Below are 26,134 nucleotides of genomic sequence, written 5' to 3'. Positions count from 1 at the left end.
GATGAAAACCGACTCATTGTCCGTGGTCCTCGCCGGCGGTGGAACGGCGGGCCATATCAATCCGCTGCTGGCCATTGCCTCCGCCATCCGCGAGGCCCGCCCCGACGCGAGGCTCCTCGCGGTGGGAACGTCCACCGGCATGGAGACGAGGCTGGTTCCGGCCGCCGGGCTCGACCTGGCCACCATTGACCGCGTCCCGTTCCCGCGGCGGCCCTCCGCGGATCTGCTTCGGCTGCCCCGCCGGCTGGCGGGCGCTGTAAAGCAGGCCGGGCGCATTCTGGACGACGCCGGGGCTGACGTCCTGGTGGGAGTCGGCGGCTACGTCTGCACGCCTATGTACCTGGCGGCCTGGCGGCGGAAAATTCCGATCGTCATCCACGAAGCCAACGCCCGTCCCGGCCTCGCGAACAGGGTCGGTGCCCTCTTCAGCAGGCACGTTGCAGTGGCATTCGCCGGCACGCCACTGCGGCACGCCCGCCATGTAGGCATGCCCATGCGCCGGGAAATCTCCGCCATGGTCAGATCGACGGCCCGCGAAAGTGCCCTCACGGCGCTGGGGCTGCGGCCCGAAAAGCCGGTACTTATCGTGACGGGCGGATCGTCCGGCGCCCAGAGCATCAACCGAACGGTGGCGGCGTCCCTCGAGGCCCTGGCAGAAGCCGGAATCCAGACCCTCCACATCACGGGGCGCGGCAAAACGGTGGAGGACAGTGACGGGAACGTGCTGCAGGGCGAGGGCTACCGGCAGCTCGAATATGTCGACGGCATGGAGTCGGTGTATGCCGCCGCGGACCTTCTGCTTGCCCGTGCCGGTGCGGCGACGGTCAGCGAGGCCGCCGCCGTCGGCGTTCCTGCAGTCTTCGTGCCGTTGCCCATCGGCAACGGCGAGCAGGCCCTCAATGCCGACGGGCTGGTGCGGGCCGGCGGCGCACTGCTGGTGGCGGACCGCGAGTTTACTCCGGAGTGGGTCAAGTCGCGGCTTATTCCGCTCCTGACCGACCGGTCCCGGCTCGAAGCCATGGGAGCGAACTCAGAAAACCTTGGCATCAGGGATGCCGACCGGCTCATGGCCGGTCTCGTACTGGAAGCGGTATCCACATGACCAGCAACGGCACACTTCGCCAGGACGCGCTTGGCCGCGTGCATTTCATCGGCATCGGCGGTGTCGGCATGTCCGCCGTTGCCCGGATCATGGTCGCCCGGGGCGTGCCTGTCAGCGGTTCGGATGCCAAGGACCTGCCCGTCATGGCAGACCTCGCCGCAGCCGGAGCCACAGTGGCCGTTGGCTACGATGAGGCGAACCTCGGGGACGCCCAGACAGTGGTGGCGGGCTCCGCCATCCGGGCTGATAATCCCGAACTCGCCGCGGCCAAGGCAGCGGGGCTGCCGGTTCTGCACCGATCAGAGGCGCTGGCGGCCACCATGGGTGACGACCTCGTGGTCACCGTGGCTGGCACACACGGCAAGTCGACCACTACGTCTATGATTGCCGTGCTGCTCCAGGGCGCGGGCCTGGACCCGTCATTCGCCATCGGGGCCAACGTTCCGGCGCTCGGTGTCAATGCGGCGAACGGCTCGTCCAAGGTGTTCGTGGCCGAAGCCGACGAGTCCGACGGGTCCTTCCTGAACTACCGCCCGCAGATCGCCGTTGTCACGAACGTCGAGCCGGACCACCTGGACCACTATGGCACTGCCGAGGCGGTGTACGAGTCCTTCGATCTGTTCACTGCGCTGCTGCCGGCAGACGGCGTGCTGGTCGCCTGCGCGGACGACGCCGGGGCGCTGGCACTGGCCCGGCGCACCACGGAGCGCGGCAACACCCGTGTTGTGCTGTACGGCACCTCTGATGAGGCTGACATCCGGCTGTCCGACGGCGGCCCCGGCAACGTGGCGGTCACGACGGCGGCGGGGAAGTTTCCGTTGTCGCTGCAGGTTCCCGGCCGGCACAATGCGCTCAACGCCGCTGCCGCAATGGCTGTTGCTCTGGAGCTTGGCGTGGAGCCGAAGTCTGCGGCGTCGGCGCTGGCAGGTTTCTCGGGCGCGTCGCGGCGGTTTGAGTTCAAGGGTGAGGCCAGGGGAGTGCGGGTGTACGACGACTACGCCCACCACCCCACCGAGGTGCGGGCCGCCCTCGCCGCCGCACGCTCGGTGGCAGGGGACCACAAGGTCCATGTCCTGTTCCAGCCCCACCTTTTTTCCAGGACCCGTGAATTTGCCGAGGACTTCGCCGAGGCACTCAACACGGCTGACACGGCCCTGGTGCTGGACATCTATCCGGCGAGGGAGGACCCCATCCCCGGAGTGACGAGCGCGCTCATCACCCGGCACCTGGGGGAGGGCGGCCGCTTGGTTGCAGGAGGGCAGGCAGCGGTGGAGGCCATGTCTGCTGTTGCGCAGCCCGGCGACATCATCCTGACGGCCGGCGCCGGCGACGTGACCGCATACGGCCCCCTCATCGTGGTGTCGCTCGGTGGCTAGTACCCGCCGCCCCACCTACCGGCCCGTAGGGTCCGGAAAGCCAGCCGGGTCCGGAAAGCCGGCCGGGTCCGCAGACCGGGCCAAGACGCCGGACACCCATAAGGACGCGCAGCCGCGAGTGATCACCGCCTCCAAGAGCGCACCAGCCCCCGCCCCGGAGCCTAGGAAACCCGGCCCGGAGCCCAGGAAACCCGGCCCGGAGCCCCGGAAACGCGCCCCGGAGCCCAGGAAAGCAACCCGGCAGGACCGGAGGCCGAATAACCCGGCGGAGCGGCAGAGCCGGATCCAGGCCGTTCTGGCCACCGCTCAGCGACCGTGGCGCAAAGGCGCGGAACAAAAGGCATCGCCCGACACCGCCGGTGCAGGACGAAACAGTGCAAATCAGAAGAGGGCAGGCCAGGACAGCGCAGACCAGGACAACGTCCTCGCCTTTCCGGAGCCCAAGGGCAGGCGGCTCAGGCGCAATGCCATTATGGCGGCATGCGTTGTGGCCGCTCTTGTCGCCGGCTTGATCGTGGCCGCCGTCTACTCGCCTGTGCTGGCCGTCAAAACGGTGACGGTGAGCGGTACTAAGCTGCTTAAGCCTGCTCAGGTCCAGGCCGCCCTCAAGCCGCTTGAAGGCACGCCGCTGCCACAGGTGAATGACGGGGACGTCGAAAGGCTGCTCAAGCCTCTCGTCCAGATCAAGTCGGTGACCACCCAGGCCCGTCCGCCCTCCGAGCTGGTGGTCCAGGTCCACGAGCGTGTTCCGGTGGCACTCGTCAAGCGCGGCGCCGAGTACATGCTGGTTGACGTGGAGGGGGTGCGCCTGACCGCCACGGCAGATCCCGCAAACGTGAAGCTGCCGGTCATCGACGGCGGCGCCGGTGCGATCGGCAAAGACCTCTTCCAAGCCACCACAGCCGTGCTGGGCGCCCTGCCGGCCAGCGTTCTTGCCAAGCTCTCCAACGCTTCAGCTAAATCGGTGGATGCGGTTGAACTGAAGCTGGTGGACGGCCAGATGATCATTTGGGGCAACGAGGGGGAGCGGGAGTTGAAGGCACGGGTGCTGGAGGCTCTGCTGAAGGTTCCCGCGGACCCGGCCAACCCCGTGAAGGTCTACGACGTCAGTGTGCCCCGGCACCCCGTGACGCGCTGACTCCATGACAGGCTGACACGCCGTATTTCGCCGTGATTAGTCCGACACGCGGGGTCGGTTATTGAATGTACGAAGCATAGGAAATAGCGTCACAGACATGAGTTACTTGACATAACTATAACCTTCAACTCGAAGGTTAAGGTTCAGCGCTTCAAGCTCGACTCCATCAGATTTCGCAACAGGACACGAACAAGGGACACGTAACGTGGCAGCTCCGCAGAATTACTTGGCCGTCATCAAGGTCGTCGGCATCGGCGGCGGTGGCGTGAACGCAGTCAACCGCATGATCGAGGTGGGTCTCCGCGGTGTCGAATTCATCGCGATCAACACCGATGCCCAGGCGCTGCTGATGAGCGATGCCGACGTCAAGCTTGACGTCGGACGCGAACTGACACGCGGGCTTGGTGCCGGAGCCAATCCGGAGGTCGGCAAGCAGGCTGCCGAGGACCATGCTGACGAGATCGAGGAAGTGCTCCGCGGGGCAGACATGGTCTTCGTTACTGCCGGCGAGGGCGGTGGCACGGGCACTGGCGGAGCGCCGGTGGTGGCACGCATTGCGCGTTCCCTCGGAGCCCTGACCATTGGTGTGGTGACACGTCCGTTTACGTTCGAGGGACGCCGCCGTGCAGGCTCCGCGGAGGCCGGCATCGACGCCCTCCGTGATGAAGTGGACACGCTGATCGTGATCCCCAACGACCGCCTGCTGTCCATCAGCGACCGCAACGTCTCAGTCCTGGACGCGTTCCGGTCCGCCGACCAGGTCCTGCTGTCCGGTGTCCAGGGCATCACCGACCTGATCACCACCCCCGGCCTGATCAACCTCGACTTCGCCGACGTCAAGTCCGTCATGCAGGGCGCCGGATCGGCCCTCATGGGCATCGGGTCCGCCCGCGGTGAGGACAGGGCGGTCAAAGCGGCCGAACTCGCCATCGCATCGCCGCTGCTTGAGGCTTCCATCGACGGTGCGCACGGCGTGCTGCTCTCGATCCAGGGCGGATCCGACCTTGGCCTGTTCGAGATCAACGAGGCCGCCCGCCTGGTCCAGGAAGTGGCACACCCCGAAGCCAACATCATCTTCGGTGCCGTGATCGACGACGCCCTCGGGGATGAAGCCCGCGTAACTGTGATCGCTGCCGGCTTCGACGACGTCAAGGCCACATCGCCGTCCATGGACCAGTCGCAGCCGCAGGCCGCCACGCAGCGTCCGGCGGTTCCGGCGTCCGCGCCGTCGAGCCCGGCGCCGTCGAACAGCCAGCCGCAGGTCCACGTCCAGCCGGTACACGCCGGAGTCGGGGCCGCCGGCCTGGGCAGCTGGGGCCAGCAGCGTCAGTCTGCAGTCCCCGCAGACTCGGGGTTCGACGTCGACCTTCCGTCGGTGGTGGAACCGGACCTCTCCGGGGGCCGCTCCGATGACCTGGATGTTCCGGACTTCCTGAAGTAGGGTCCTTCCTGCAGCAGGCGGACGCCGGACGGCACTGCCGTCCGGCGCCCCTTGCTGAAGTTCTCTTGATTGTTGGTGTTTTGATTGTTGTTGGTGTTCTGATTGTTTCTGTGGCGTGCTGAAGTCCTGCCCGGGGTGTCTGTGGCGTTCACCGACACACAGGCGGGCAATCTTGCCCTGCACGTGGGCGACGACGCCCCGTCTGTTATGCGGCGACGCGATCATCTGGACGCTGCTGCCGGCATTGCGCCCCGCCGGTTCCAGTACATGAACCAGGTTCATGGCAATGAAGTGGCCACGGTGGACTCGGCGGCTGTTGCCCCCACGGCGGATGCGATGGTGTCCCGCACGCTGCCGTTGGCGGTGATGGTTGCCGACTGCATTCCGATGGTGCTGGTGGGTAACTCCGGCGCTGGCGGCCCCGTGCTTGGCGTGGTTCACGCCGGGCGTCCGGGCCTGGCCTCAGGGGTGATCCCCGCTGCGGTGGAGCAGATGCAGGCATCGGGCGCGCGGGATGTTCGCGCCTGGCTGGGGCCGTCAATCTGCGGCCAGTGCTACGAAGTTCCGGACGGGCTGCGGGACGACGTTGCCGCCGTCGTGCCGTCCGCCTGGTCCACCACCAGCTGGGGAACCGCCGCGCTTGATCTGCCGCGCGGTGCGGCGAACCAACTCGAATCCCTGGGCGTGCCGGTCGAATACCGTGGACCCTGCACACTGGAGACGGAAGCGCTCTACTCGTATCGGCGGGACCGTCAAGCAGGACGGTTCGCGGGCCTGGTGTGGTCCCATGAGTGAGGCTATGCCGGAAACCGATGCCCGGATGCGTGAGCTGAAGCAGCGGCTGGATGCCGTACGGCTCCGGATTGCCGACGCCGCCGCTGCCGCCGGCCGGACCGACGACCCGCCGCGGCTTATCGTTGTGTCCAAGTACCATCCCGCCGACGATGTCCGCAGGCTGGCCTCATTGGGGGTCTCGGATTTCGGGGAGAACAGGGACCAGGAGGCCTCCCAGAAGGCGGCGTTGCTGAGCGGGCTGGATGTTCGGTGGCACTTCGTGGGTCAACTGCAAAGCAAGAAGGCGAAGACCGTGGTCCGGTACGCTCACGCCGTCCACTCCGTGGACCGTCCGCAACTCGTGGAGTCACTCGCCAAGGCGATGGCCGCAGAGCAGGAAAGATCAGGACGGGACATCCTGGACTGTTTCATCCAGGTGAGCCTGGACGACGACGAAGCGGCGCACCGGGGCGGGGCCGCGCCTGCTGACGTTCCGCTCCTGGCTGACCGGCTGGAAGAAGCCCCAGGCCTTCGGCTGGCCGGTGTCATGGCGGTGGCCCCGCTGGGGGCCGACCCCGACCACGCCTTCGCCAAACTTGCGGACATTTCGGCCCGGCTCAAGGGTGGCCACCCCGGCGCCGTGGCGGTTTCCGCAGGCATGAGCCAGGACCTGGAAGCAGCTATCCGTTTCGGCGCGACACACCTCAGAATCGGTTCGGATATTCTCGGATCGCGCCCGGCGGTGCGATAGCGTCTGAGTATTGGAAGTGAATGGCGGGGATTCCAATGCTGTCAGTCTTTATTTGGGCGGCCCGCTTACGGACACGATTAGGAGTCGACCATGGCCGGCGCTCTGCGCAAGACAATGATCTATCTTGGGCTCGCCGATGGCGAAGAGCACTACGAGTCTGAGCTTTCCACCCAGCAAAAGGATGAGGACCAAATGGAGCCTGACCGCGAGGAGCGCCGTGCCCCGGCGCCCGTCCGCGAGGTCGTCCGTGAAGCGCCACCCGTCGCCGAAGAGGAATACCGCGCACCCGTGACACCTATTAAGCGTGCGGCTTCGAGCCGCGAAGAGACCACCGGACTGCGGCAGATCACCACGATCCACCCGCGCTCCTACAACGACGCCAAACTCATCGGTGAAAGCTTCAGGGACGGCATCCCCGTCATCATGAACGTCACGGACATGGGCGAGGCGGACGCCAAGCGGCTCGTGGACTTCTCCGCGGGACTGGTCTTTGGCCTCCGCGGCAGCATTGAGCGTGTCACCAATAAGGTTTTCCTGCTGTCGCCGTCGTACATTGAAGTCATCGGTGATGACAAGAAGGCCAGCGAGACCACCGCCAGCTTCTTCAACCAGAGCTAACCAAGCCCGTCGGATGCCAGGCAGGGACACCTGCCTGGCATCCGTGTTGAAATAGTAATTGTGCTGAAATACTGGTGCAGCATTGAGGTCAGACTGACAGGACGCCACGGCATCCGGAATGAACATGGAGATATGGGTTAGCTCATGGGACTAATATTCGGGCTCGTCTATATCGTCCTGCTGTTCGTGTTCGTCGCACTGATCGTGCGTCTCGTGTTTGACTGGGTCCAGATGTTTGCCCGTGAATGGCGCCCCCGGGGCATGGCGCTTGTGACCGCCCATGCGGTGTACTCGGTCACGGACCCGCCGCTGAAAGTTCTCCGCCGCGTCATTCCGCCGCTGCGGCTTGGTGGCGTCTCGCTCGACCTTGGCTTCCTGGTGTTGTTCATCGCCCTCAGCATCGCGATGGCTATCGCCAGGTCCTTCGCATAGTTCCACAGCAGCTTGCAGCACGATGGCCGTTCCTGAACGGGTGGCCGATCGCGCGGAAATCTCCGGTTTGACACAACGTGTTGAATTAGAGGAACCAGACCATATTTAGGTACCGTAGTTTTGAACGGCCGGAAGGCCTACTGACTAACTAGACCAACGAGGTGACCAGATGGCTTTGACGCCAGAAGACGTTGTCAACAAGCGCTTTCAGCCGACCAAGTTCCGCGAAGGCTACGACCAGGACGAAGTTGATGACTTCCTGGACGAGATCGTCGTTGAACTGCGCCGCCTGAACCAGGAAAACGACGAACTTCGCAAGAAGCTCGCCGAAGGTGGCAGCGGAACCGCCGCGGCGGCCACAACAGTGGCACCGGTCGTTGAGAAGGTTCCCGCCCCCGCCAAGGCCGACAAGGACGAATCGCGCGCGAAGGCAGAAGCCGAAGCAAAGGCCGCCGAGCTTGCCAAGAAGAAGGAAGCGGAGCAGGCTGCTGCTGTTGCCACCCAGGCTCCCGCTGCCGCCGGAGGCAACGTATCCGACTCCGCCGCTGGGCTGCTTGCCATGGCGCAGCAGATGCACGACCGCCACGTCGCCGATGGCCAGGAACAGCGCGACAAGATCATTGCCGAAGCACAGATCGAAGCCAGCAGCCTCGTCAACGACGCCCAGGAGAAGTCCCGGAAGATCCTTGGCGCCCTCGAGCAGCAGCGCTCCGTCCTCGAACGCAAGGTGGAGCAGCTCCGCGGCTTCGAGCGGGACTACCGCTCACGCCTGAAGGCCTACATCGAAGGCCAGCTGCGCGACCTGGACGCCCGCGGCTCCGTCGCAGCACCCGAGGTCGGCGAAAGCAACGCCGCCGTTTAGCACGTATTCTGAAAGCCGGTGGCTGAGGGTTCCTCGGCCGCCGGCTTTTGTGATTAAGAAGAACGCTTCCCGAATGAAAGCACCATGACTGACGAACTCGCCGCCGACGCAGCCCATCCAGCCTCCCCTCGCCCGCGGCCCCGTCGGGCGGTGCTCCTCTCCCTGTTCGCAGGGCTGGCTGTCTTCGCGTACGTGTTCGATCAGCTCACCAAGCTGTGGGTGACGAGCACGATGGTGGAAGGGGAACGGATCCCCGTGCTGCCCCCGCTGCTGCACTGGTACTACATCCGCAATTCCGGCGCCGCTTTTTCCATCGGGGAGAACGTGACGTGGGTTTTCACCATCATCATGGTGGCTGTCTCCGTCGCCATCGTGTTCCAGCTGCGCAGGCTTGGTTCCGCGTGGTGGGCAGTGGCACTGGGCCTCCTGCTCGGCGGCGCCCTTGGCAACCTGACCGACCGGCTGTTCCGCGAGCCCTCCTTCGCCATGGGCCACGTCATCGACTTCATCCAGCTGCCCAATTTCGCGATCTTCAATATCGCGGACTCGGCCGTTGTGTCCTCGGTGGTCATTATCTGCCTGCTCACGCTGCGCGGCATCGGCCTGGACGGATCGCGTCACGCGGCAGCCAAGCGGGATGGAGGCAAGGATGTCTGAACGCGTGGTAGTGCCGGAGGAACTGGACGGCAGCCGGGTTGATGCCGGGCTGGCCAAGCTGATGGGCGTGTCCCGGTCGCAGGCGGCCACCCTCATCGCCGAAGGCAATGTCCTCAGCGGCGGCAAAAAGGTGGGTAAGTCCGCCAAGCTCGCGTCGGGCACAGTGCTCCACGTGACGGTCCCGGAGCGGCGGGACCCCCTGGAAATTGTGGAGGAAGTTGTGGAAGGCCTGAAGATACTGCTGGACGACGACGACTTTGTGGTCGTCGATAAGCCGGTAGGGGTGGCAGCCCATCCGTCTCCGGGCTGGGTGGGTCCCACCGTGGTCGGAGGGCTGGCAGGCGCCGGGTACCGCGTGTCCACGTCAGGATTCGCTGAGCGGGCAGGCATTGTCCACCGGCTCGACGTCGGCACGTCCGGAGTCATGGTCGTGGCCAAAACGGAGCCGGCCTACACCACGCTGAAGCGTGCTTTCAAGGAACGCACCGTGGACAAGGTCTATCACGCCGTGGTCCAGGGCCTCCCGGACCCCCTGCAGGGGACCATCGACGCGCCGATCGGCCGACATCCGGACCACGACTGGCGCTTCGCCGTCATCGAAGACGGGCGGCCGTCAGTCACCCACTACGAGGTCCTCGAGGCCTACGGAAAGGCCACCCTGGTGGAAGTGCACCTGGAAACGGGCAGAACGCACCAGATCCGGGTCCACTTCGCGGCGCTGCGCCATCCGTGTGCCGGTGACCTCACGTACGGCGCCGACCCGCGTCTCGCCGCAACCCTTGGCCTGACCCGGCAGTGGCTGCACGCCCGGCAGCTCGGCTTCGACCACCCGAGGACGGGGGAACGCGTGACCGTCACCAGCGAATACCCGGAAGATCTGGCCTACGCGCTGCAGGTCCTGGAATCCGGCCGGGCCTGAACCCGCTTCGGGGGCTGCCCGTCCGCCGGCAGGTCAGCGCTGATTGTCACAGGGAGACCACTAGAATGGTTCGGTGACTCCCAGCAATGACTCGTTCGTCCATCTCCACACCCACACCGAGTACTCCATGCTGGACGGCGCCGCCCGGCTCGGTGAGCTGTTCGACGAAACCGAGCGGCTCGGGATGCCCGCCCTCGCCACCACAGACCACGGCTACCTTTTCGGCGCCTTCGACTTCTGGAAAAAGGCCACGGACAAGGGCATCAAGCCCATCATCGGTGTGGAAGCCTATGTGACCCCCGGTACCGCGCGCGGCGACAAAAGCCGCGTGCGCTGGGGCGATGAAAGCCAGCGCAAGGACGACATCTCCGGCGGTGGTTCCTACACCCACATGACGCTCCTGAGCTACAACAACGTGGGCATGCGCAACCTGTTCCGCGCCTCGTCGATCGCCTCACTGGACTCGGTCTTCGGCAAATGGCCCCGGCTGGACCGCGAGCTGCTGAACACTTACTCCGAAGGGCTCATCGCCACGACGGGCTGCCCGTCCGGTGAAATCCAGACCAGGCTGCGGCTCGGCCAGTACCGCGAGGCACTGGAAGCGGCCGCGGAGTTCCGCGACATCTTTGGCGCCGAGAATTACTTCTGCGAACTCATGGACCACGGCCTCGACATCGAGCGGCGCGTCACGGGCGACCTGCTGCGCCTTGCCAAGGAGCTCAACCTTCCGCTGGTGGCCACCAACGATCTGCACTACACACACGAGCACGACGCCAAGGCACACGAGGCACTGCTGGCCATCCAGTCCGGATCCACCCTGCTCGAGCCCACGTACGACAACGGCGGCTCCCGCTTCGCCTTCTCAGGCAGCGGCTATTACCTGAAGTCACCGCAGGAAATGCGTGACCTGTTCCGCGACCACCCCGAGGCGTGCGACAACACGCTCCTGATCGCCGAGCGCTGCGAGGTTTCGTTCAACACCGGGGCCAACTACATGCCCCGGTTCCCCTGCCCGGAGGGCGAGGACGAAACATCCTGGCTGGTCAAGGAAGTCGACAAGGGACTCCACTACCGCTACCCCCAGGGCATCCCGGACAAGGTCCGCAAGCAGGCGGACTATGAGCTGGAAGTCATCACCTCCATGGGCTTCCCGGGCTACTTCCTCGTGGTGGCCGACTTCATCAACTGGGCCAAGAACAACGGCATCCGCGTCGGTCCGGGCCGCGGCTCGGGTGCCGGTTCCATGGTGGCCTACGCCATGCGCATCACCGACCTCGATCCGCTGCACCACGGCCTGATCTTCGAGCGCTTCCTCAACCCGGACCGCGTCTCCATGCCTGACTTCGACGTTGACTTCGATGACCGGCGCCGCTCCGAGGTGATCGACTATGTCACGCGCAAATACGGCGACGAGCGTGTGGCGATGATTGTCACCTATGGCACCATCAAGACCAAGCAGGCGCTCAAGGACTCCTCCCGCGTGCTGGGCTACCCGTTCAGCATGGGTGAGCAGCTGACCAAGGCGCTGCCGCCGGCTGTCATGGCCAAGGACATTCCGCTGGCCGACATCCAGAACCCGGAGGCCAAGCGCTACAGCGAAGCAGCTGACTTCCGGCAGCTGATCAGCACTGACCCCGAGGCCGCCAAGGTTTTCGAGACGGCTCTGGGCATCGAAGGCCTGAAGCGGCAATGGGGCGTGCACGCGGCAGGCGTGATCATGTCCTCGGACCCGATCATCGACGTCATTCCGATCATGCGCCGTTTCCAGGACGGGCAGGTCATCACGCAGTTCGACTACCCGACGTCCGAAGGCCTCGGCCTGATCAAGATGGACTTCCTCGGTCTGCGGAACCTGACGATCATTTCCGACGCCCTGGAAAACATCAAGATGAACCGCGGTATCGAACTCGACCTCGAAACCCTGGCCCTTGACGACGCCGCGTCCTACGAGCTGCTGGCCCGGGGCGACACCCTCGGCGTCTTCCAGCTCGACGGCGGCCCCATGCGTTCCCTGCTCAAGCTCATGAAGCCTGACAACTTCGAAGACATCTCCGCCGTGCTCGCCCTTTACCGGCCAGGTCCCATGGGCGCCAACGCCCACACCGACTACGCCCTGCGCAAGAACAAGATCCAGGAAGTCGTCCCGATCCACCCGGAGCTGGCCGAACCGCTGTCGGAGATCCTTGGCACCACCTACGGCCTGATCGTGTACCAGGAGCAGGTCATGGCCGTGGCGCAGAAGCTCGCCGGCTACTCCCTGGGCCAGGCCGACATCCTGCGCCGCGCCATGGGCAAGAAGAAGAAATCCGAGCTGGACAAGCAGTTCGCTGGCTTCTCCCAAGGCATGCAGGACAACGGCTACTCGATGGAGGCCGTCAAGACGCTCTGGGACATCCTGCTGCCGTTCTCCGACTACGCCTTCAACAAGGCCCACTCGGCCGCCTACGGCGTGATTTCCTACTGGACCGCCTACCTTAAAGCGCACTACGCACCGGAGTACATGGCGGCATTGCTGACCTCGGTCGGCGACGACAAGGACAAATCGGCGATCTACCTGAACGAATGCCGGCGCATGGGCATCACCGTGCTCCCGCCCGACGTCAACGAGTCAGCGCTCAACTTCACCCCGGTGGGCAACGATATCCGCTTTGGGATGGGCGCCATCCGCAACGTCGGCGTCAACGCTGTAGAGGCCATGGTGGCCGCACGCGAGAAAGAGGGCGCCTACACGTCCTTCAAGGATTACCTCATGAAGGTCCCGGCTGTTGTGTGCAACAAGCGCACCGTGGAATCCCTGATCAAGGCAGGTGCGTTCGACTCGCTGGGCCACCACCGCCGCGCGCTGGCGATGATCCACGAAGAGGCGATCGACTCGGTCATCACCCTCAAACGCAATGAGGCGATCGGCCAGTTCGATCTTTTCGCCGGCTTCGACGAGGCTGAGTCCGAGGCGTCCCTGAGCATCGAGATTCCCGACCTTCCCGAATGGGAGAAGAAGGACAAACTCTCGTTCGAACGCGACATGCTCGGACTGTACGTCTCGGACCACCCGCTGCAGGGCCTTGAGGGGCTCCTGAGCCAGCACGCCGACCAGTCCATCACCTCGATCATCGCCGAGGACGGGCCGCACGACGGCGCAATCGTCACCATTTCCGGCATGATCACCTCGCTCAGCCGCAGGATCGCCAAGGCCAGCGGCAACGCCTATGCCCGGGCGGAGATCGAGGACCTTGGCGGTTCCATGGAAGTGATGTTCTTCGGACAGGTGTACGGCCCCATCGCCTCGGTTCTGGCCGAGGACCTCATCGTGGTGGTCAAGGGCCGCCTGCAGCGGCGCGACGACGGCGCCGTCACCCTGAACTGCATGGAGCTCTCCGTCCCGGACCTTAGCGAGGGCACGAATGGCCCCATCGTGATTACGATGCCCACCCACAAGGCCACGGAGGCCGTGGTCACCGAGCTTGGGGATGTGCTGCGCAACCACCGCGGAAACTCGGAAGTGCGGATCAACCTGCAGGGCGACACGCGCGTGGAGGTCATGGGGTTGCCCGTGCATCTCAGGGTCAATCCGAACCCGTCCCTCTTCGGCGACCTCAAAGTGCTGCTGGGGCCTGCCTGCCTGGACGTCTAGATTTCATAGTCGAGCGGTACTGGCTGGCCGTACGCGCCGGAGTGGTACAGCAGGGGTGTGCCGTCGTCGCCCACCTGGCCTTCCACCACTTCGACCACCACCACTGCGTTGTTTTCGAAGGACAGCCGCATCTGGATCTGCCCGATCAGCCAGCCGGCAACGTCCTTGAGAATGGGGACCTCGTGGGGGCCGAGAGCCCAGTGGTCACCGGCAAAGCGCTCCTTGGTGCGGGCAAACCGGTCAGCCAGTTCCTGGTTCTCCAGCCCCAGCATGTGCACGCCGATGTATTTCGTGTTGGCCACCGCCGGCCAGGAACTTGAGCTGCGCGCCATGTTGAACGTAAAGCGGGGCGGCTTGGCTGACAGCGACGCCACCGACGTTGCCGTAAAGCCGTAGGGGACCCCGTTGTAGTTCACCGTGATGATGGCAACTCCGGCCGCATGGCGGCGGAACATCTCCTTGAACGTACCTTCGAAGGCCGCGTCATCTGAGGCCACTGTGATCGAACTCCCTGCTGGGCTGGTGCTTGATGGGTCCTACTACAAGAGTATTGGGCTTCTACAGTGCTGTGTGAGTCCGGAGGGCAACGGGGCCATGTGCCGTAAAGCCGGGGAACGTTTGTTAGCGTTTCTTCATGACCCAACCAGCAGCCGCAGCCCCTTTCCGCCGCGATGACGGAGTGGACGCCTCCCGGGACCGCAGCTCCCGGCCCCGGCAGCGGAGCCCCCGCAGCTGGCCTTGGCTGGCCGGGATTGTGGGGTCGGGCGTGCTGGCCGGCGTCCTGTGGTGGCTGCTTGCACCCGGCGGCCTGAATCTCGTGACGGGCGATGCCGCCCTGGCGTCGGGGACGAACACTGAGGTCTGGCTTCCGCGGGATCTTGTCCTGGCGGGGCTTTTCCTGGTCGCGGGCTGTCTCGTGGCGGTGCTGCTGGCGGGCCGGAAGGACGGGGGATCCGACCGCATGCTGGCACTTACCGTGGCGGCGAGCGGCGCGGCAGCCGTCCTCGCGTGGCAGACCGGGCTCTTGGCCGGCCTCTGGCTTGGCGGACCCCAGGACACGTCCGCCAGTATGAGCGTCGCTTTTTCGCTGCGGTCCTACCCGGTGCTGCTCCTGTGGCCGGCAGCTGCTGCGGGCGGCTACTTCGCCATCAGCCTGCTCGAATTACTGCACCGGCCCAGGGACAGGCGCCCGGACACGGGAGATGGTGTGTGAGCGCGTCCGATGGTGAGGTCCGCGGGCGCGTAAAATGGACCGGTGACCACATCTCCGGACAGCTCCGTACGCCCGAATTCCGCCGCCGCCGTCGACTTCCGCACTGTAGACCTGCGGGGCCGCCGCCTGACCCTGGCCGAGCTCCGCAGCGCCGTACCGCGGGCCCGGCATGAGACGGTGGCCGACGCGGAGCAGAAAGTCACGGACATCATTTCCGCTGTCCGGCAGCGGGGTTACGCGGCGCTTGCTGAATTTGCGAGCCGCTTTGACGGCGTGGAGCAGGCTCATCCGCGGGTTCCCGCCGAGGCACTGCAGTCCGCCCTGAGCGGTCTGGACCCGGCAGTGCGCTCGGCCTTGGAGGAATCGATCAGCCGCGCCCGGCGTTTTGCGGACGGCCAGCGTCCGGGCGATGTCGACATCGCCCTCGGTGACGGCGCCGTAGTGAGCCAGAAGTGGGTGCCGGTGGCGCGGGTGGGGCTTTACGTTCCCGGCGGTCTCGCCGTCTACCCGTCGTCGGTCATCATGAACGTGGTTCCTGCACTGGCAGCCGGCGTGCAGTCCATCGCCTTGGCATCACCGCCGCAGAAGGACTTCGCCGGGCTCCCGCACCCCACCATCCTGGCGGCTGCGGCGCTTCTTGGCATTGACGAGGTGTACGCGATCGGCGGAGCACAGGCCATCGCCGCATTTGCCTATGGAGTGCCCGGTGCAGGGGGAGAAGAGGCGCTGGAGCCGGTGGACGTTGTCACCGGGCCGGGGAACATCTTCGTGGCCACGGCCAAGCGCCTCGTCAAGGGGGTCGTGGGGATTGATTCCGAGGCGGGTACCACCGAGATCGCCATATTGGCGGACGCCACAGCCCGCCCGGCCTTCGTCGCGGCGGACCTGATCAGCCAGGCGGAGCACGATCCGAAGGCAGCCTCGGTGCTGATCACCGATTCGGAGGAGCTCGCTGCCGACGTTCGCGAGGAGCTCGAGCTCCAGGCCTCGGGGACCAAGCACAGCGGGCGGGTACGTGAGGCACTCTCCGGACCGCAGTCCGGCGTCGTGCTGGTGGACGACCTTGAGCAGGGCATTGCCGCCTGCGACGCCTACGCGGCTGAACACCTCGAAATCATGACGGCGGACGCTGCCGCCGTGGCGGCACGGATCAGGAATGCCGGGGCCATCTTTGTGGGGGACTACAGCCCCGTGAGCCTGGGCGACTACTGCGCGGGATCAAACCACGTGCTGCCCACCAGCGGAACGGCCGCATTCTCATCGGGTTTGAATGTGACCACTTTCCTGCGCGCAATCCAGGTCATCAACTACACGGAATCGGCCCTGGAACAGGTCAGCGGGCACATCGTCAGCCTCGCCGGGGCCGAGGACCTGCCCGCCCACGGCGATGCTGTGACGGCCCGCTTTAAGGCAGAACGCTAGCCACTACATGTAGTAATTACAGGCTTGTTATTCCTCTACATCTAGTCGTAAACTGGTTTTGGAACGAGGCCAGGGGAAGGAACGAACGTGTACTGTCCGTTTTGCCGCAACCCTGACTCCCGTGTGGTGGACAGCCGCATAGCTGACGACGGTTCAGCGATCCGGCGCCGCCGGCAGTGCCCGGAATGCGGCCGCCGGTTCACAACGGTCGAAACCACCAGCCTTTCGGTGATCAAGCGTTCCGGCGTGGGCGAGCCCTTCAGCCGCAGCAAGGTCATCAACGGTGTCCGCAAGGCATGCCAGGGCCGGCCCGTCAGCGAGGATGACCTGGCCATGCTGGCCCAGGAAGTCGAGGAGAACATCAGGGCCTCCGGTGCGGCCGAAATCGACGCCCACGAGGTTGGCCTCATAATCCTGGGGCCGCTGCAGAAACTGGACAAGGTTGCGTACCTTCGCTTCGCCAGTGTGTACCAGGCCTTTGAATCGCTGGAAGACTTCGAATCCGCCATCGCGCTGCTGCGCCACGAGGGCGAGGTCGAAGCCAAGCGGCCTGAAGGCAAGAGCTCTGAGAAGAGCCAGCTCTAAGCTCCGGTGGCGGCAGCGGAGGGGAAGCCGCAGCCGCCACCGGCTCCAGTGAATACAGAAGGCGGCAGACATCGTGTCTGCCGCCTTCTGCGTTCACTGCCCGCGGTATGCCACCGCAGGCGTACCGACTACTTCGCGAGCTCGTGCTTCACCGCAATCTCCAGTGCCGCTCCCACGATGCCCGCTTCATTTTTCAGCTCGGCGGGGACGATGGGCGTCCGCAGCCGCAGGTGCGGCAGGTACTCGCTGGCGCGCTTGGAGATGCCGCCGCCGACGATGAAGAGCTCGGGGGAGAACAGGAACTCGACGTGGGAGAAATAGCGCTGCAGCAGCACGCTGTACTCCTCCCAGCTGAGCCCGTCCCGCTCGCGGGCAACGGCAGAGGCCTTGCTCTCGGCGTCGTAGCCGTCAATCTCCAGGTGGCCGAGTTCGGCGTTGGGAACGAGGTTGCCGTTGAAGATGAAAGCCGAGCCGATGCCGGTGCCGAGCGTGATCACGAGGACGGTGCCGTTGATTCCCTCGCCGGCGCCGTAGCGGGCCTCGGCGAGGCCGGCCGCATCGGCGTCGTTGATGACCTCCACCGGGCGTCCCAGCCGCGCAGTCAGCAGCGCATCGATGTCCGTGTTGATCCAGCTCTTGTCCACGTTGGCTGCGGAGTGGACCACGCCGTGCTGGATGATGCCGGGAAACGTCACACCGATCGGGCTGTCCGCCTCAGGGGCGTCCGGACGCGCCGCCAGCTCCTCCACGACCTTGGCCACCACCTCCACGACAGCCGCGGGCGTGGCCGGCTGGGGCGTCGCCAGGCGGAAACGATCGCCAATCAGTTTGCCCTTCTTCAGGTCGACGATGCCGCCCTTGATGCCGGTGCCGCCGATGTCGATGCCGATCAGCGGTGCGTTCTTGCGGGTCTTTTCGTCCTTCTTGGCCAATGCAATTCCGTTCGTGGCAGGGTTATGGGCTCGGGCAGGGCAAGGGTCTCTTGCCGGGAGAGTCAAGGGCAGGTAAAGGCCCGTGTCAGGGAAGGGTGAGGATCTCGGCACCTGATTCGGTGACGAGAAGCGTATGTTCGAACTGTGCTGTGCGCTTGCGGTCCCGCGTCACCACGGTCCAGTCGTCGGCCCACATGTCCCATTCGATGGTGCCCAGGGTCAGCATGGGCTCGATGGTGAAGACCATGCCCGCCTCGATGACCGTGTTGTAGGCAGGCGCGGCGTCGTAATGCGGAATGATAAGGCCAGTGTGGAAGGCCTCGCCAACTCCGTGGCCGGTGAAATCGCGGACAACGCCGTAGCCGAAGCGCTTTGCATAGGATTCGATGGCACGGCCGATCACGTTGATCTGGCGTCCCGGTGCGACCGCCTTGATGGCGCGGTTCAGGGCCTCCTGGGTCCGCTCCACCAGCAGGCGCGACTCCTCGTCCACGTCTCCGACGAGGAAGGTGTAGTTCGTATCGCCGTGCACTCCGCCGATGTAGGCCGTGATGTCGATGTTGAGGATGTCGCCGTCCTGGACCACGGTGCTGTCAGGGATGCCGTGGCAGATCACTTCATTCAGCGAGGAGCACAGCGACTTGGGGAAGCCGCGGTAGCCCAGGGTGGAGGGGTACGCCTTGTGGTCCAGCAGGAATTCGTGCCCGATGCGGTCCAGTTCGTCGGTGGTGACCCCCGGAACGATGTGCTTTCCCACCTCAACGATGGCCTGCGCCGCGATCTTTCCGGCGGTCCGGATCTTCTCTATGGTTTCGGCCGACTTCACCTCGGAGCCGGTGAACTTGGCCGGACCGGCCTTGCCGACGTACTCGGGCCGCGGGATGGACGCGGGGACCTGCCGCTGCGCGCTCACTGATCCCGGGGTCAGCGTGCCGGTGGGTGCGGTCGAGGCTAAGGAAGGCATAGATTGATCATATAAGGCAGGGCAGATTGGCATGTAAATTAATGCGGCCGGCAGGCCACGATGCGGTTTACGTTACGTGCATCACGCCCAGGCCGGCCTTGCCGTCAACCGGAAACGAGGAACGTCGATGCCCGAGTACTGGTACAACGTGAAGACCCATGAGGTGGAAGAGGACGCCTTGTCGGACTGGACCCAGCTCATTGGCCCCTACAAGACAAGGGAAGAGGCCGAGCACGCGATGGAGAAGGTCCACGCCCGCAACGAAGCCTGGGAAAAGGGCGACGAGGACTGATCCGTTCCGGGATTTCCGGCTAGAACGAGTGTTCCGGTCCGGGGAACTTGCCTGACCGGACCTCCTCGCCGTATGCCTTGGCGGCATCGCTGAGGCTGGAGCGCAGGTCGGCATACTGCTTGACGAACTTGGCCATTTTGCCTCCGCGCAGCCCGGCCATGTCCTGCCAGACGAGGACCTGGCCGGTGGTCATGTTTCCTGCGCCGATGCCGATCGTCGGCACCGCAACCGCCGAATCGACCGCCGCGGCCGTTTCGGCGGGCACCATTTCCATGAGCACGCTGAACGCACCGGCGTCGGCCAACGCGACGGCATCATCGATGAGCCGCTGGGCATCGTCCCCGCGGCCCTGCACACGGTAGCCGCCCAGCGAGTGCTCGCTCTGGGGCGTGAAGCCGATGTGCGCCATCACCGGGATGCCCGCCTGGACCATGGCCCGGACGGTTTCCGCGTAGAACGCGCCGCCTTCGATTTTGACGGCGTGGGCGAGCCCTTCCTTCAGGAAGCGGACGCCGGTGGCGACTGCCTGCTGCGGGGACACCTCGTAACTGCCGAACGGCAGGTCTGCCACGACCAGGGCCCGCTTTGCGGTTCGGGTCACGGCCCGGCACAGGGGCAGCAGTTCATCGACCGTGACCGGGAGGCTGGATTCATTGCCGAAGACGTTGTTCGAAGCGGAGTCGCCCACGAGCAGCACCTCAATGCCGGCCTGGTCGAAGATCTCCGCTGTGTACTGGTCGTACGCCGTCAGCATGGCAAAGCGCTCACCATTGGCTTTTGCCTGCTGCAGGTGGTGCGTGCGGACCCTGGCTGCCGGTTTGCGGGGGGTTTCCGACGACGGCGGTCCCCCCGCCGCAGGACCGGTGCCGTAAGGGGCGGGTACTTCTGCGGACGCGCTTGAGTCAGGGCTGCTGCTGGTGGAGGCCATAGGCTAGAGCGTAAACCGAGACCCGCAGTCCTAGCTACCGCGGGCTCAGCAGGGCCGGGTGATTCCGCTCACAGGACGCCGCTGCCTGCTGCCCCTGGGATCAAATCCGGTGCCCTTGGGATCAGATTCGCCACCGCTTCCGGCTGCGGCACATGTTAACGCTGTGTTTCGCGCCGCACCTGCGCCAGCATCAGGTCGCAATGCTTAGTAAAGTGAGTCGTGAGCTGCCGCCGGCCCTGCGAATACCAGGGGCCGGAGGCATGAACGTTTACCCGGAGAAGAGGCTTCATGGACCGCCAGCAAGAGTTTGTCCTGCGCACGATCGAAGAGCGTGACGTACGGTTCGTGCGTCTCTGGTTCACCGACGTCGTGGGCTCACTCAAATCGGTGGCACTGGCACCGGCCGAAGTGGAAGGCGCCTTCGAAGAGGGCCTGGGCTTCGACGGCTCCTCGATCGAAGGCCTGGCCCGCGTATTCGAATCCGACATGCTCGCCCAGCCTGACCCCGCCACCTTCCAGATTCTGCCGTGGCGCGGCGAAACCGAGCAGACCTCCAGGATGTTCTGCGACATCCTGACGCCGGACGGCGAGCCCTCGGCCGCGGATCCCCGGAACGTCCTCAAGCGCACCCTGGCCAAGGCTGCCGACATGGGCTTCACGTGCTACACCCACCCCGAAATCGAGTTCTACCTCCTGAAGTCCCAGGAGCCCGGTCCGGACGGCTCGCCAATCCCCGTGGATGAAGGCGGCTACTTCGACCACGTGCCGGGCGGCGTGGCCCAGGACTTCCGCCGGACGGCGGTCACCATGCTCGAGTCCGTCGGCATCTCCGTGGAGTTCAGCCACCACGAGGCCGGCCCCGGGCAGAACGAAATCGACCTCCGGTATGCGGACGCACTCCAGACCGCGGACAACATCATGACGTTCCGCACCGTCATCAAGGAGGTGGCGCTGCAGCAGGGAACCTATGCCACGTTCATGCCCAAGCCGTTCACGGCGCATCCCGGCTCCGGCATGCACACGCACTTTTCCCTGTTTGAGGGCGACACCAATGCCTTCTACGAAGCCGGATCCGAGTACCAGCTCTCCGAGACGGCCCGCCAGTTCATTGCCGGCATCCTGAAGCACGCCCCGGAATTAACGGCCGTGACCAACCAGTTTGTGAACTCCTACAAGCGCCTGTGGGGCGGGGGAGAAGCACCCAGTTACCTGAGCTGGGGCCACAACAACCGCTCGGCGCTCGTCCGGGTCCCCCTCTACAAGCCCGGCAAGGGGCAGTCGGCCCGGATCGAATACCGCGGCATCGACTCGGCTGCCAACCCGTACCTCGCATACGCGGTGCTCCTGGGCGCCGGTCTCAAGGGCATCGAGGAGGGCTACCAGCTTCCCGCGGCTGCCGAGGACGACATCTGGTCGCTGAGTTCAGCGGAGCGCCGGGCCATGGGCCACGACCCGCTGCCGGCGAGCCTGCACGACGCCATCCGCACCATGGAGGACTCAGAACTCATGCCGCAGATCCTGGGCGAGCAGGTGTTTGAACACTTCCTGCGCAATAAGCGGGCCGAATGGCAGGACTACCGCCTGCAGGTGACGGCCTATGAGCTGCAGCGCAACCTTGCCATTCTCTAGGCCACGGCCGTGAGTCTGGCCCGCCGTCTCATTTCCGCCGGCTTCAGCGACTTGGAGAAGGGCGAAAGGTTCCTTGCCGCCCCCGAGCTCGACGGCATCGAACAGGACGTGCTGTTCGCAGGCCTCCAGCTCGCCGCCAGCCCGGACGCAGCGCTGCAGTCCCTGGTTCGGCTTATCGAGAAACACCCGGACCTGAGGAAACTGGCGGCGGCGGACACGGACAGGAGCGAGCCGCTGTACCGGGTCCTGGGCGCCAGTGAAGCGCTCGGCGAGTTCCTCATCCGCCACCCGGAGCACCTCGACGCCTTCGACGTGACCGCCAGCCCGGAACCCCTGCCGACGGACGCGGCCGAGCTGCGCCGGAACCTCCTGAAGTCGGTGCACGCCGATCCCAACGCCGCGCGCCCGGTGGCGGGGATTACTGGGCCGGAAGCCTATGGGGCGCTGCGCACCGCCTACCGGCGGGGCGTGGTGGACCTGGCCGTGAAGGATCTCTGCGCGGCGGACCCGCTGGACTTCATGCCGGCCGTCGGCGCCGAACTGGCCGACCTTGCCGGCGCCGCCATCGAAGCCGCGTTGGCCGTCTCCCGGGCGGAGGCAGGGGAGCAGTTCAGCCCCGAGGAGATTGCCGACGTCGGACTCGCCGTGATCGGCATGGGCAAGTGCGGTGCCCGCGAACTGAACTACATCTCCGACGTCGATGTGATCTACGTGGTGGAGAACGGGCAGCTGGAGGACGCCCGGGCAAGCAGCATCGGCACGGTGCTGGCATCGGGCATTTCGCGCGCCATTTCCTCTCCCGCCCGCGAGCCCGGTCTGTGGGAGGTGGACGCCAACCTTCGCCCGGAGGGCAAGTCCGGGCCGCTGGTCCGCACCCTCGATTCACACCGCAGCTACTACGCCCGGTGGGCCGAGAGCTGGGAATTCCAGGCCCTCCTGAAGGCCCGGACCATAGCCGGCGACGCCGACCTGGGCGGCCGGTACGAGGACGCCGTCTGGCCCCTGGTGTGGTCTTCCGCGGGCCGGGACGGGTTTGTCGAATCAGTGCAGGCCATGCGCCGCCGCGTCACGGAGCATATTCCGGCCGCCGAGGAGCAGCGCCAGATCAAGCTTGGCAGGGGCGGACTGAGGGACGTGGAGTTCACGGTCCAGCTCCTGCAGCTGGTGCACGGAAAGTCCGACGAGTCGCTCCGGCACCGTGACACGACGTCGGCGATTGCAGCGTTGTCGGCCGGCGGCTACATCGGCCGCGCTGATGCCGCCGCGTTCGACCATGCCTACCGGTACCTTCGGCTGCTCGAACACCGCATCCAGCTGTTCCAGCTCCGGCGGACCCACCTGATGCCCGTCAAGGAATCGCTGCAGCGTGCCCTGGCCAAGGCCGTGCTGGGCCCGTTCTCCACGGACCGGCCGCATCCCGACGCCCTCATGGCGACCTGGCAGAAGACCAAACGCTCGGTTCGGGAGCTGCACGACCGCATCTTCTACCGCCCGCTGCTGAACACCGCCGCGAAGTTGAGCAGCGAGGACGCCCGACTGACCCCGGAGGCTGCGCAAGGCCGGCTCGCCGCGCTCGGTTACCGTGACCCGCAGGGGGCGCTGCGCCACATTGAGGCCCTGACGGCCGGCGTCAGCCGGCGCGCCGCCCTGCAGCGGCAGCTGCTGCCGATTCTCTTGGGCTGGCTCGCCGAGGGCGTGGATCCCGACGCCGGGCTGCTGGCCTTCCGCCGCATCAGCGAGGCCCTGGGAACCACCCACTGGTATCTCGGCATGCTGCGGGACTCCGCAGCGGCGGCAGAGCGGCTCTGCCACATGTTGTCCAACTCGCGGCTGATCGCCGACCTGCTGGAAGTATCACCGGAGTCGGTGGCCTGGCTGGGATCCGACAAGGAGCTCACGCCCCTCAGTTTTGAGGCCCAGTGGCATGAGATCGCATCCAAGATGTCCCGCCACGCTGAGCCGGAAAACGCCATGCGGCTGATCCGGCTGATCCGGCGGCGGGAAATCCTGCGCGTTGCCATCGCCGACAGTGCCGGCCTGCTCGCACAGGACCAGGTGGGTGTGGCCCTGGCCGAAACGGACAGGGCGGCCATCCTCGGAGCCCTGCGCGTTGCGGAGAACATCGTGTCCGCGGCGGGCCCGCTGAAAACGTCGGTACTCGTCGTGGCCATGGGCCGGCAGGGCGGACGGGAGATCGGCTATGGTTCCGATGCCGACGTCCTCTACGTCCACCGCGCTCTGCCAGGCTATGCCGACGATGAAGCCCAGCAGCAGGCGGCGAAGATCGTGGGCCACATCTCCAGCCTCCTCACCCAGCCCCTGAGGCCCGCCATCATGGCCGAGCGGGTCCTTGCAGTGGATGCTGACCTGCGTCCCGAAGGCAAGAACGGCGCCATGGTGAGATCCCTTGAATCGTACGCCGAGTACTACCGGCGCTGGTCGCTGGTCTGGGAAGCGCAGGCCCTGCTGCGCGCCAGGCCCATCGCGGGCGATGACCGCCTCGCGGATGACTTTCTCAGGCTCATCAATCCAATCCGGTACCCGGAGTCGCTGTCCGGGACGGACGTCCGGGAGATCAGGCGCATCAAGGCCAGGGTGGAAGCGGAGCGGCTGCCTCGCGGCGCCGATCCGGCCCGGCACCTCAAGCTCGGCCGGGGCGGACTCAGCGACGTCGAATGGCTGGTGCAGTTGCTTCAGCTGCAGCATGCGGGGCGCCACCCGGAACTGCGGACAACATCGACGCTTGAGCCGTTGGAAGCCGCCGCGGGCCTGGGCCTCCTGGAGGCGGCAGACGCCGAGTTGCTGGCCGAGGCGTGGCGCCTCGCCAGCCGCATCCGCTCCGCCAACGTGATCTGGACAGGCCGTGCGTCTGACCTGCTGCCCTCCTCCAGGCGGGACCTGGAGGCGGTTGCGCGCTGGTGCGGTTATGAGGAAGGGATGGCCACGGCCTTCGAGGAAAACTACCTGCGGGTCAGTCGGCGCGCGCGGGCCGTCTTCGAGAAGATTTTCTACGGTCACTAGGCTGCGCTGATCCTGCCACGGAGGGCTGACACGTCTTGGGGCGGGTGTTAGGTTGGGCCCATGGCTACCCAACTCTTCGTCAATCTTCCTGTCAAAGACCTCGATAAAACCGTGGAATTCTTCACGGCGCTGGGCTTCAAGTTCAACCCGGACTACACCGATGAGAACGCGACGTGCATGATCGTCAATGACGATGCCTACGTCATGTTCCTGGTGGAAGGGTTCTTCAAGACCTTCACGTCCAAGGACATCGTGGACGCCACAGGCGGCAGCGAGGTGATCCTGGCCTTCTCTGCCGACAGCCGGGAGGGGGTGGACGACATGTACAACAAGGCCGTCGCGGCGGGCGGCAAGGAGTCCCAGCCGGCCCAGGACTACGGATTCATGTACAGCCAGAGCTTCCAGGACCCCGACGGGCACCTCTGGGAGGTCATGTGGATGGACCCGGCAGGCCCGCAGGCAGAATCGGCGGCCACGGCCGGACCCTGAGCCGCTCGGTTCCTGAAGAAGTCAGACTGAGCGGACATGGATCCCCACGTATGGCTGATCTCCCTTAAGGACCTCGATGAGGACGCGCGGTCCATCCATCTGGGCGAGGTGGCCCGGATGGAGCGGGGACCCGGCCAGGACGACTTCGTCGGCGAACCGCTGCGGATGATGCTGGCCGGCCTTGAAGAACCGTCGAGAATGCCCTACGTCATCGAAGAAGGGGGCCGGGCCGTGGGCGTGCTGACGCTGCAGTCCGGCGCGGCCAGGCTGGCGGGGTGGCCGGATGACGACTCCGTATGGCTGCTCCGGGGGTTCCTGATTGACCTGCGTTGGCAGGGAAAGGGACTGGGCCCGGCCGCCGCGGCGGCAGCTGTGGAGGCGGCCGCGAAACTCACGGCGAGACTCGGCGGCGGGCAGGCCGGCGTCGTACTTTCCGTCAACGAACGAAATGGATCCGGACTCGCCGCCTACCGCAAGGCCGGCTTTGAGGACCGCGGACAGTACCTGGGCAGTGATACCGGTCCGCAGCGCACCATGTACGCCGCGTTCCGGCCGTAAAACAGCAGATGCTGGACGATCCCGACAGGTCCGGCTTAAGAAAGCAACCTCCGCACATGGGGGACATGCGGAGGTTGCCGTTCCTAACGCTACCCATGGGTAGGTTAGTCACTCAACTTGACTAGCCGCCGACGGGTTTGCCTGCTGTTCACCTACCACACCTATCGTTCGTATACCGCCGCGGTAAACGGCCCATGGGGGAGCTACAGCGGCGGTAGGTGGCCCGCCCACGTCTTGGGGGAGCATGAGCGGGCCACCGCATTCTTACAGTTTGTCCTTCACGTACTCACGCAGGTCGGACTCGCTTTCGAGCTTGGCCATCTTGGGTCGGGGTCGGCGGGCAGCGGCGGCACGTTGCGCGGCATACGGCTGATAACTGCCGTCCGGGGTGCTGTTGCGG

24 protein-coding genes and 1 pseudogene are annotated in these 26,134 nt (G+C 65.6%); 20 read left to right on the top strand and 5 right to left on the bottom strand.

Annotated elements, in window-relative coordinates; all coding sequences use genetic code 11:
- Position 1 precedes the first annotated feature (1 nt).
- The 12 genes from murG (at position 2) to dnaE (ending at position 13,701) form a co-directional block, all read left to right on the top strand.
- Positions 2–1,102 carry an undecaprenyldiphospho-muramoylpentapeptide beta-N-acetylglucosaminyltransferase gene (gene murG, locus AC6CH3_RS18560; protein WP_498133819.1) on the top strand — a complete coding sequence of 367 codons (1,101 nt, stop codon included), beginning with the start codon at positions 2–4 and terminating at the stop codon, positions 1,100–1,102.
- On the top strand, positions 1,099–2,478 hold the full coding sequence (gene murC, locus AC6CH3_RS18555; protein ID WP_498133818.1) for a UDP-N-acetylmuramate--L-alanine ligase: 1,380 nt from the start codon (positions 1,099–1,101) through the stop codon (positions 2,476–2,478). Before murG ends, murC begins: the two co-directional genes overlap by 4 nt.
- Complete coding sequence (locus AC6CH3_RS18550) at positions 2,471–3,616, top strand: cell division protein FtsQ/DivIB (RefSeq protein ID WP_498133817.1); 1,146 nt, start codon at positions 2,471–2,473, stop codon at positions 3,614–3,616. The genes murC and AC6CH3_RS18550 overlap by 8 nt, the downstream gene beginning before the upstream one ends.
- Positions 3,617–3,821: 205 nt before the next feature.
- Positions 3,822–5,057 (top strand): cell division protein FtsZ, encoded by a 1,236-nt coding sequence (ftsZ, locus tag AC6CH3_RS18545; protein ID WP_498133816.1) that lies wholly within the window; start codon positions 3,822–3,824, stop codon positions 5,055–5,057.
- Between the two features lie 102 nt (positions 5,058–5,159).
- Positions 5,160–5,852, top strand: coding sequence for a purine nucleoside phosphorylase YfiH/LACC1 family protein (locus AC6CH3_RS18540; protein ID WP_498133815.1), 693 nt, complete (start codon positions 5,160–5,162; stop codon positions 5,850–5,852).
- Positions 5,845–6,582: a YggS family pyridoxal phosphate-dependent enzyme gene (locus AC6CH3_RS18535; RefSeq protein WP_498133814.1), complete on the top strand. Its 738-nt coding sequence runs from the start codon at positions 5,845–5,847 to the stop codon at positions 6,580–6,582. The genes AC6CH3_RS18540 and AC6CH3_RS18535 overlap by 8 nt, the downstream gene beginning before the upstream one ends.
- 90 nt (positions 6,583–6,672) lie before the next feature.
- Positions 6,673–7,200 carry a cell division protein SepF gene (locus tag AC6CH3_RS18530; RefSeq protein ID WP_498133813.1) on the top strand — a complete coding sequence of 176 codons (528 nt, stop codon included), beginning with the start codon at positions 6,673–6,675 and terminating at the stop codon, positions 7,198–7,200.
- A 144-nt stretch (positions 7,201–7,344) separates the two neighbouring features.
- Positions 7,345–7,632: a YggT family protein gene (locus AC6CH3_RS18525; protein WP_498133812.1), complete on the top strand. Its 288-nt coding sequence runs from the start codon at positions 7,345–7,347 to the stop codon at positions 7,630–7,632.
- Between the two features lie 169 nt (positions 7,633–7,801).
- On the top strand, positions 7,802–8,494 hold the full coding sequence (locus tag AC6CH3_RS18520; protein ID WP_498133811.1) for a DivIVA domain-containing protein: 693 nt from the start codon (positions 7,802–7,804) through the stop codon (positions 8,492–8,494).
- Between the two features lie 84 nt (positions 8,495–8,578).
- On the top strand, positions 8,579–9,151 hold the full coding sequence (gene lspA / locus AC6CH3_RS18515; protein ID WP_498133810.1) for a signal peptidase II: 573 nt from the start codon (positions 8,579–8,581) through the stop codon (positions 9,149–9,151).
- Positions 9,144–10,070 (top strand): RluA family pseudouridine synthase, encoded by a 927-nt coding sequence (locus AC6CH3_RS18510; RefSeq protein ID WP_498133809.1) that lies wholly within the window; start codon positions 9,144–9,146, stop codon positions 10,068–10,070. The genes lspA and AC6CH3_RS18510 overlap by 8 nt, the downstream gene beginning before the upstream one ends.
- Before the next feature lie 73 nt (positions 10,071–10,143).
- Positions 10,144–13,701, top strand: coding sequence for a DNA polymerase III subunit alpha (gene dnaE, locus AC6CH3_RS18505; protein WP_498133808.1), 3,558 nt, complete (start codon positions 10,144–10,146; stop codon positions 13,699–13,701).
- Here dnaE and AC6CH3_RS18500 read toward each other — a convergent pair.
- The gene (locus tag AC6CH3_RS18500) at positions 13,698–14,156 is read right to left on the bottom strand and encodes a flavin reductase family protein (RefSeq protein ID WP_498133860.1); all 459 of its coding nucleotides are present in this window, start codon (positions 14,154–14,156) and stop codon (positions 13,698–13,700) included. The genes dnaE and AC6CH3_RS18500 overlap by 4 nt on opposite strands.
- 179 nt (positions 14,157–14,335) lie before the next feature.
- Here AC6CH3_RS18500 and AC6CH3_RS18495 point away from each other — a divergent pair, with 179 nt between their 5' ends.
- From AC6CH3_RS18495 to nrdR, 3 genes are all read left to right on the top strand, one after another.
- Complete coding sequence (locus tag AC6CH3_RS18495; protein ID WP_498133807.1) at positions 14,336–14,914, top strand: hypothetical protein; 579 nt, start codon at positions 14,336–14,338, stop codon at positions 14,912–14,914.
- A gap of 42 nt (positions 14,915–14,956) precedes the next feature.
- A complete protein-coding gene (gene hisD / locus AC6CH3_RS18490; protein ID WP_498133806.1) occupies positions 14,957–16,336 on the top strand; it encodes a histidinol dehydrogenase in 1,380 nt (459 codons plus the stop codon).
- A gap of 87 nt (positions 16,337–16,423) precedes the next feature.
- Positions 16,424–16,921, top strand: coding sequence for a transcriptional regulator NrdR (gene nrdR, locus AC6CH3_RS18485; protein ID WP_494035270.1), 498 nt, complete (start codon positions 16,424–16,426; stop codon positions 16,919–16,921).
- A gap of 128 nt (positions 16,922–17,049) precedes the next feature.
- Here nrdR and ppgK read toward each other — a convergent pair whose 3' ends face one another.
- Together ppgK and map are read right to left on the bottom strand one after the other, a co-directional pair.
- Positions 17,050–17,853 (bottom strand): polyphosphate--glucose phosphotransferase, encoded by an 804-nt coding sequence (ppgK, locus tag AC6CH3_RS18480; RefSeq protein ID WP_498133805.1) that lies wholly within the window; start codon positions 17,851–17,853, stop codon positions 17,050–17,052.
- An 85-nt stretch (positions 17,854–17,938) separates the two neighbouring features.
- On the bottom strand, positions 17,939–18,817 hold the full coding sequence (map, locus tag AC6CH3_RS18475; RefSeq protein WP_498133804.1) for a type I methionyl aminopeptidase: 879 nt from the start codon (positions 18,815–18,817) through the stop codon (positions 17,939–17,941).
- Positions 18,818–18,944: 127 nt separating this feature from the next.
- Here map and AC6CH3_RS18470 point away from each other — a divergent pair, with 127 nt between their 5' ends.
- Positions 18,945–19,109, top strand: coding sequence for an SPOR domain-containing protein (locus AC6CH3_RS18470; protein WP_498133859.1), 165 nt, complete (start codon positions 18,945–18,947; stop codon positions 19,107–19,109).
- Positions 19,110–19,128: 19 nt separating this feature from the next.
- On the opposite strand, the gene panB is transcribed toward AC6CH3_RS18470, so the two are convergent.
- Positions 19,129–20,037 (bottom strand): 3-methyl-2-oxobutanoate hydroxymethyltransferase, encoded by a 909-nt coding sequence (gene panB, locus AC6CH3_RS18465; protein ID WP_498133803.1) that lies wholly within the window; start codon positions 20,035–20,037, stop codon positions 19,129–19,131.
- A gap of 288 nt (positions 20,038–20,325) precedes the next feature.
- Between panB and AC6CH3_RS18460 the strand changes: the two genes are divergently transcribed.
- The 4 genes from AC6CH3_RS18460 to AC6CH3_RS18445 are packed head-to-tail and all read left to right on the top strand — an operon-like array spanning position 20,326 to position 25,734.
- The gene (locus tag AC6CH3_RS18460) at positions 20,326–21,666 is read left to right on the top strand and encodes a glutamine synthetase family protein (RefSeq protein ID WP_400579597.1); all 1,341 of its coding nucleotides are present in this window, start codon (positions 20,326–20,328) and stop codon (positions 21,664–21,666) included.
- Positions 21,667–21,675: 9 nt separating this feature from the next.
- Positions 21,676–24,687, top strand: a complete 3,012-nt coding sequence (locus AC6CH3_RS18455; protein ID WP_498133802.1) for a bifunctional [glutamine synthetase] adenylyltransferase/[glutamine synthetase]-adenylyl-L-tyrosine phosphorylase — start codon at positions 21,676–21,678, stop codon at positions 24,685–24,687.
- Between the two features lie 60 nt (positions 24,688–24,747).
- A complete protein-coding gene (locus AC6CH3_RS18450; protein ID WP_498133801.1) occupies positions 24,748–25,176 on the top strand; it encodes a VOC family protein in 429 nt (142 codons plus the stop codon).
- Between the two features lie 36 nt (positions 25,177–25,212).
- Complete coding sequence (locus AC6CH3_RS18445) at positions 25,213–25,734, top strand: GNAT family N-acetyltransferase (protein WP_498133800.1); 522 nt, start codon at positions 25,213–25,215, stop codon at positions 25,732–25,734.
- A gap of 267 nt (positions 25,735–26,001) precedes the next feature.
- Here AC6CH3_RS18445 and AC6CH3_RS18440 read toward each other — a convergent pair.
- Positions 26,002–26,134: pseudogene (locus AC6CH3_RS18440) on the bottom strand (IS30 family transposase); the annotation flags it as partial.

This window comes from Arthrobacter sp. GQ119 (genome assembly GCF_059759125.1).
This window is presented reverse-complemented; position numbering and strand designations above follow the sequence as displayed.

Bases quoted from the DNA above. Each gene is read 5' to 3' on its own strand.
- murG (WP_498133819.1), top strand. From the start codon at position 2: ATGAAAACCGACTCATTGTCCGTGGTCCTCGCCGGCGGTGGAACGGCG.
- murC (WP_498133818.1), top strand. From the start codon at position 1,099: ATGACCAGCAACGGCACACTTCGCCAGGACGCGCTTGGCCGCGTGCAT.
- AC6CH3_RS18535 (WP_498133814.1), top strand. From the start codon at position 5,845: ATGAGTGAGGCTATGCCGGAAACCGATGCCCGGATGCGTGAGCTGAAG.
- AC6CH3_RS18530 (WP_498133813.1), top strand. From the start codon at position 6,673: ATGGCCGGCGCTCTGCGCAAGACAATGATCTATCTTGGGCTCGCCGAT.
- AC6CH3_RS18525 (WP_498133812.1), top strand. From the start codon at position 7,345: ATGGGACTAATATTCGGGCTCGTCTATATCGTCCTGCTGTTCGTGTTC.
- AC6CH3_RS18520 (WP_498133811.1), top strand. From the start codon at position 7,802: ATGGCTTTGACGCCAGAAGACGTTGTCAACAAGCGCTTTCAGCCGACC.
- lspA (WP_498133810.1), top strand. From the start codon at position 8,579: ATGACTGACGAACTCGCCGCCGACGCAGCCCATCCAGCCTCCCCTCGC.
- AC6CH3_RS18510 (WP_498133809.1), top strand. From the start codon at position 9,144: ATGTCTGAACGCGTGGTAGTGCCGGAGGAACTGGACGGCAGCCGGGTT.
- AC6CH3_RS18500 (WP_498133860.1), bottom strand. From the start codon at position 14,156: ATGTTCCGCCGCCATGCGGCCGGAGTTGCCATCATCACGGTGAACTAC.
- AC6CH3_RS18495 (WP_498133807.1), top strand. From the start codon at position 14,336: ATGACCCAACCAGCAGCCGCAGCCCCTTTCCGCCGCGATGACGGAGTG.
- map (WP_498133804.1), bottom strand. From the start codon at position 18,817: ATGCCTTCCTTAGCCTCGACCGCACCCACCGGCACGCTGACCCCGGGA.
- AC6CH3_RS18470 (WP_498133859.1), top strand. From the start codon at position 18,945: ATGCCCGAGTACTGGTACAACGTGAAGACCCATGAGGTGGAAGAGGAC.
- panB (WP_498133803.1), bottom strand. From the start codon at position 20,037: ATGGCCTCCACCAGCAGCAGCCCTGACTCAAGCGCGTCCGCAGAAGTA.
- AC6CH3_RS18460 (WP_400579597.1), top strand. From the start codon at position 20,326: ATGGACCGCCAGCAAGAGTTTGTCCTGCGCACGATCGAAGAGCGTGAC.
- AC6CH3_RS18450 (WP_498133801.1), top strand. From the start codon at position 24,748: ATGGCTACCCAACTCTTCGTCAATCTTCCTGTCAAAGACCTCGATAAA.
- AC6CH3_RS18445 (WP_498133800.1), top strand. From the start codon at position 25,213: ATGGATCCCCACGTATGGCTGATCTCCCTTAAGGACCTCGATGAGGAC.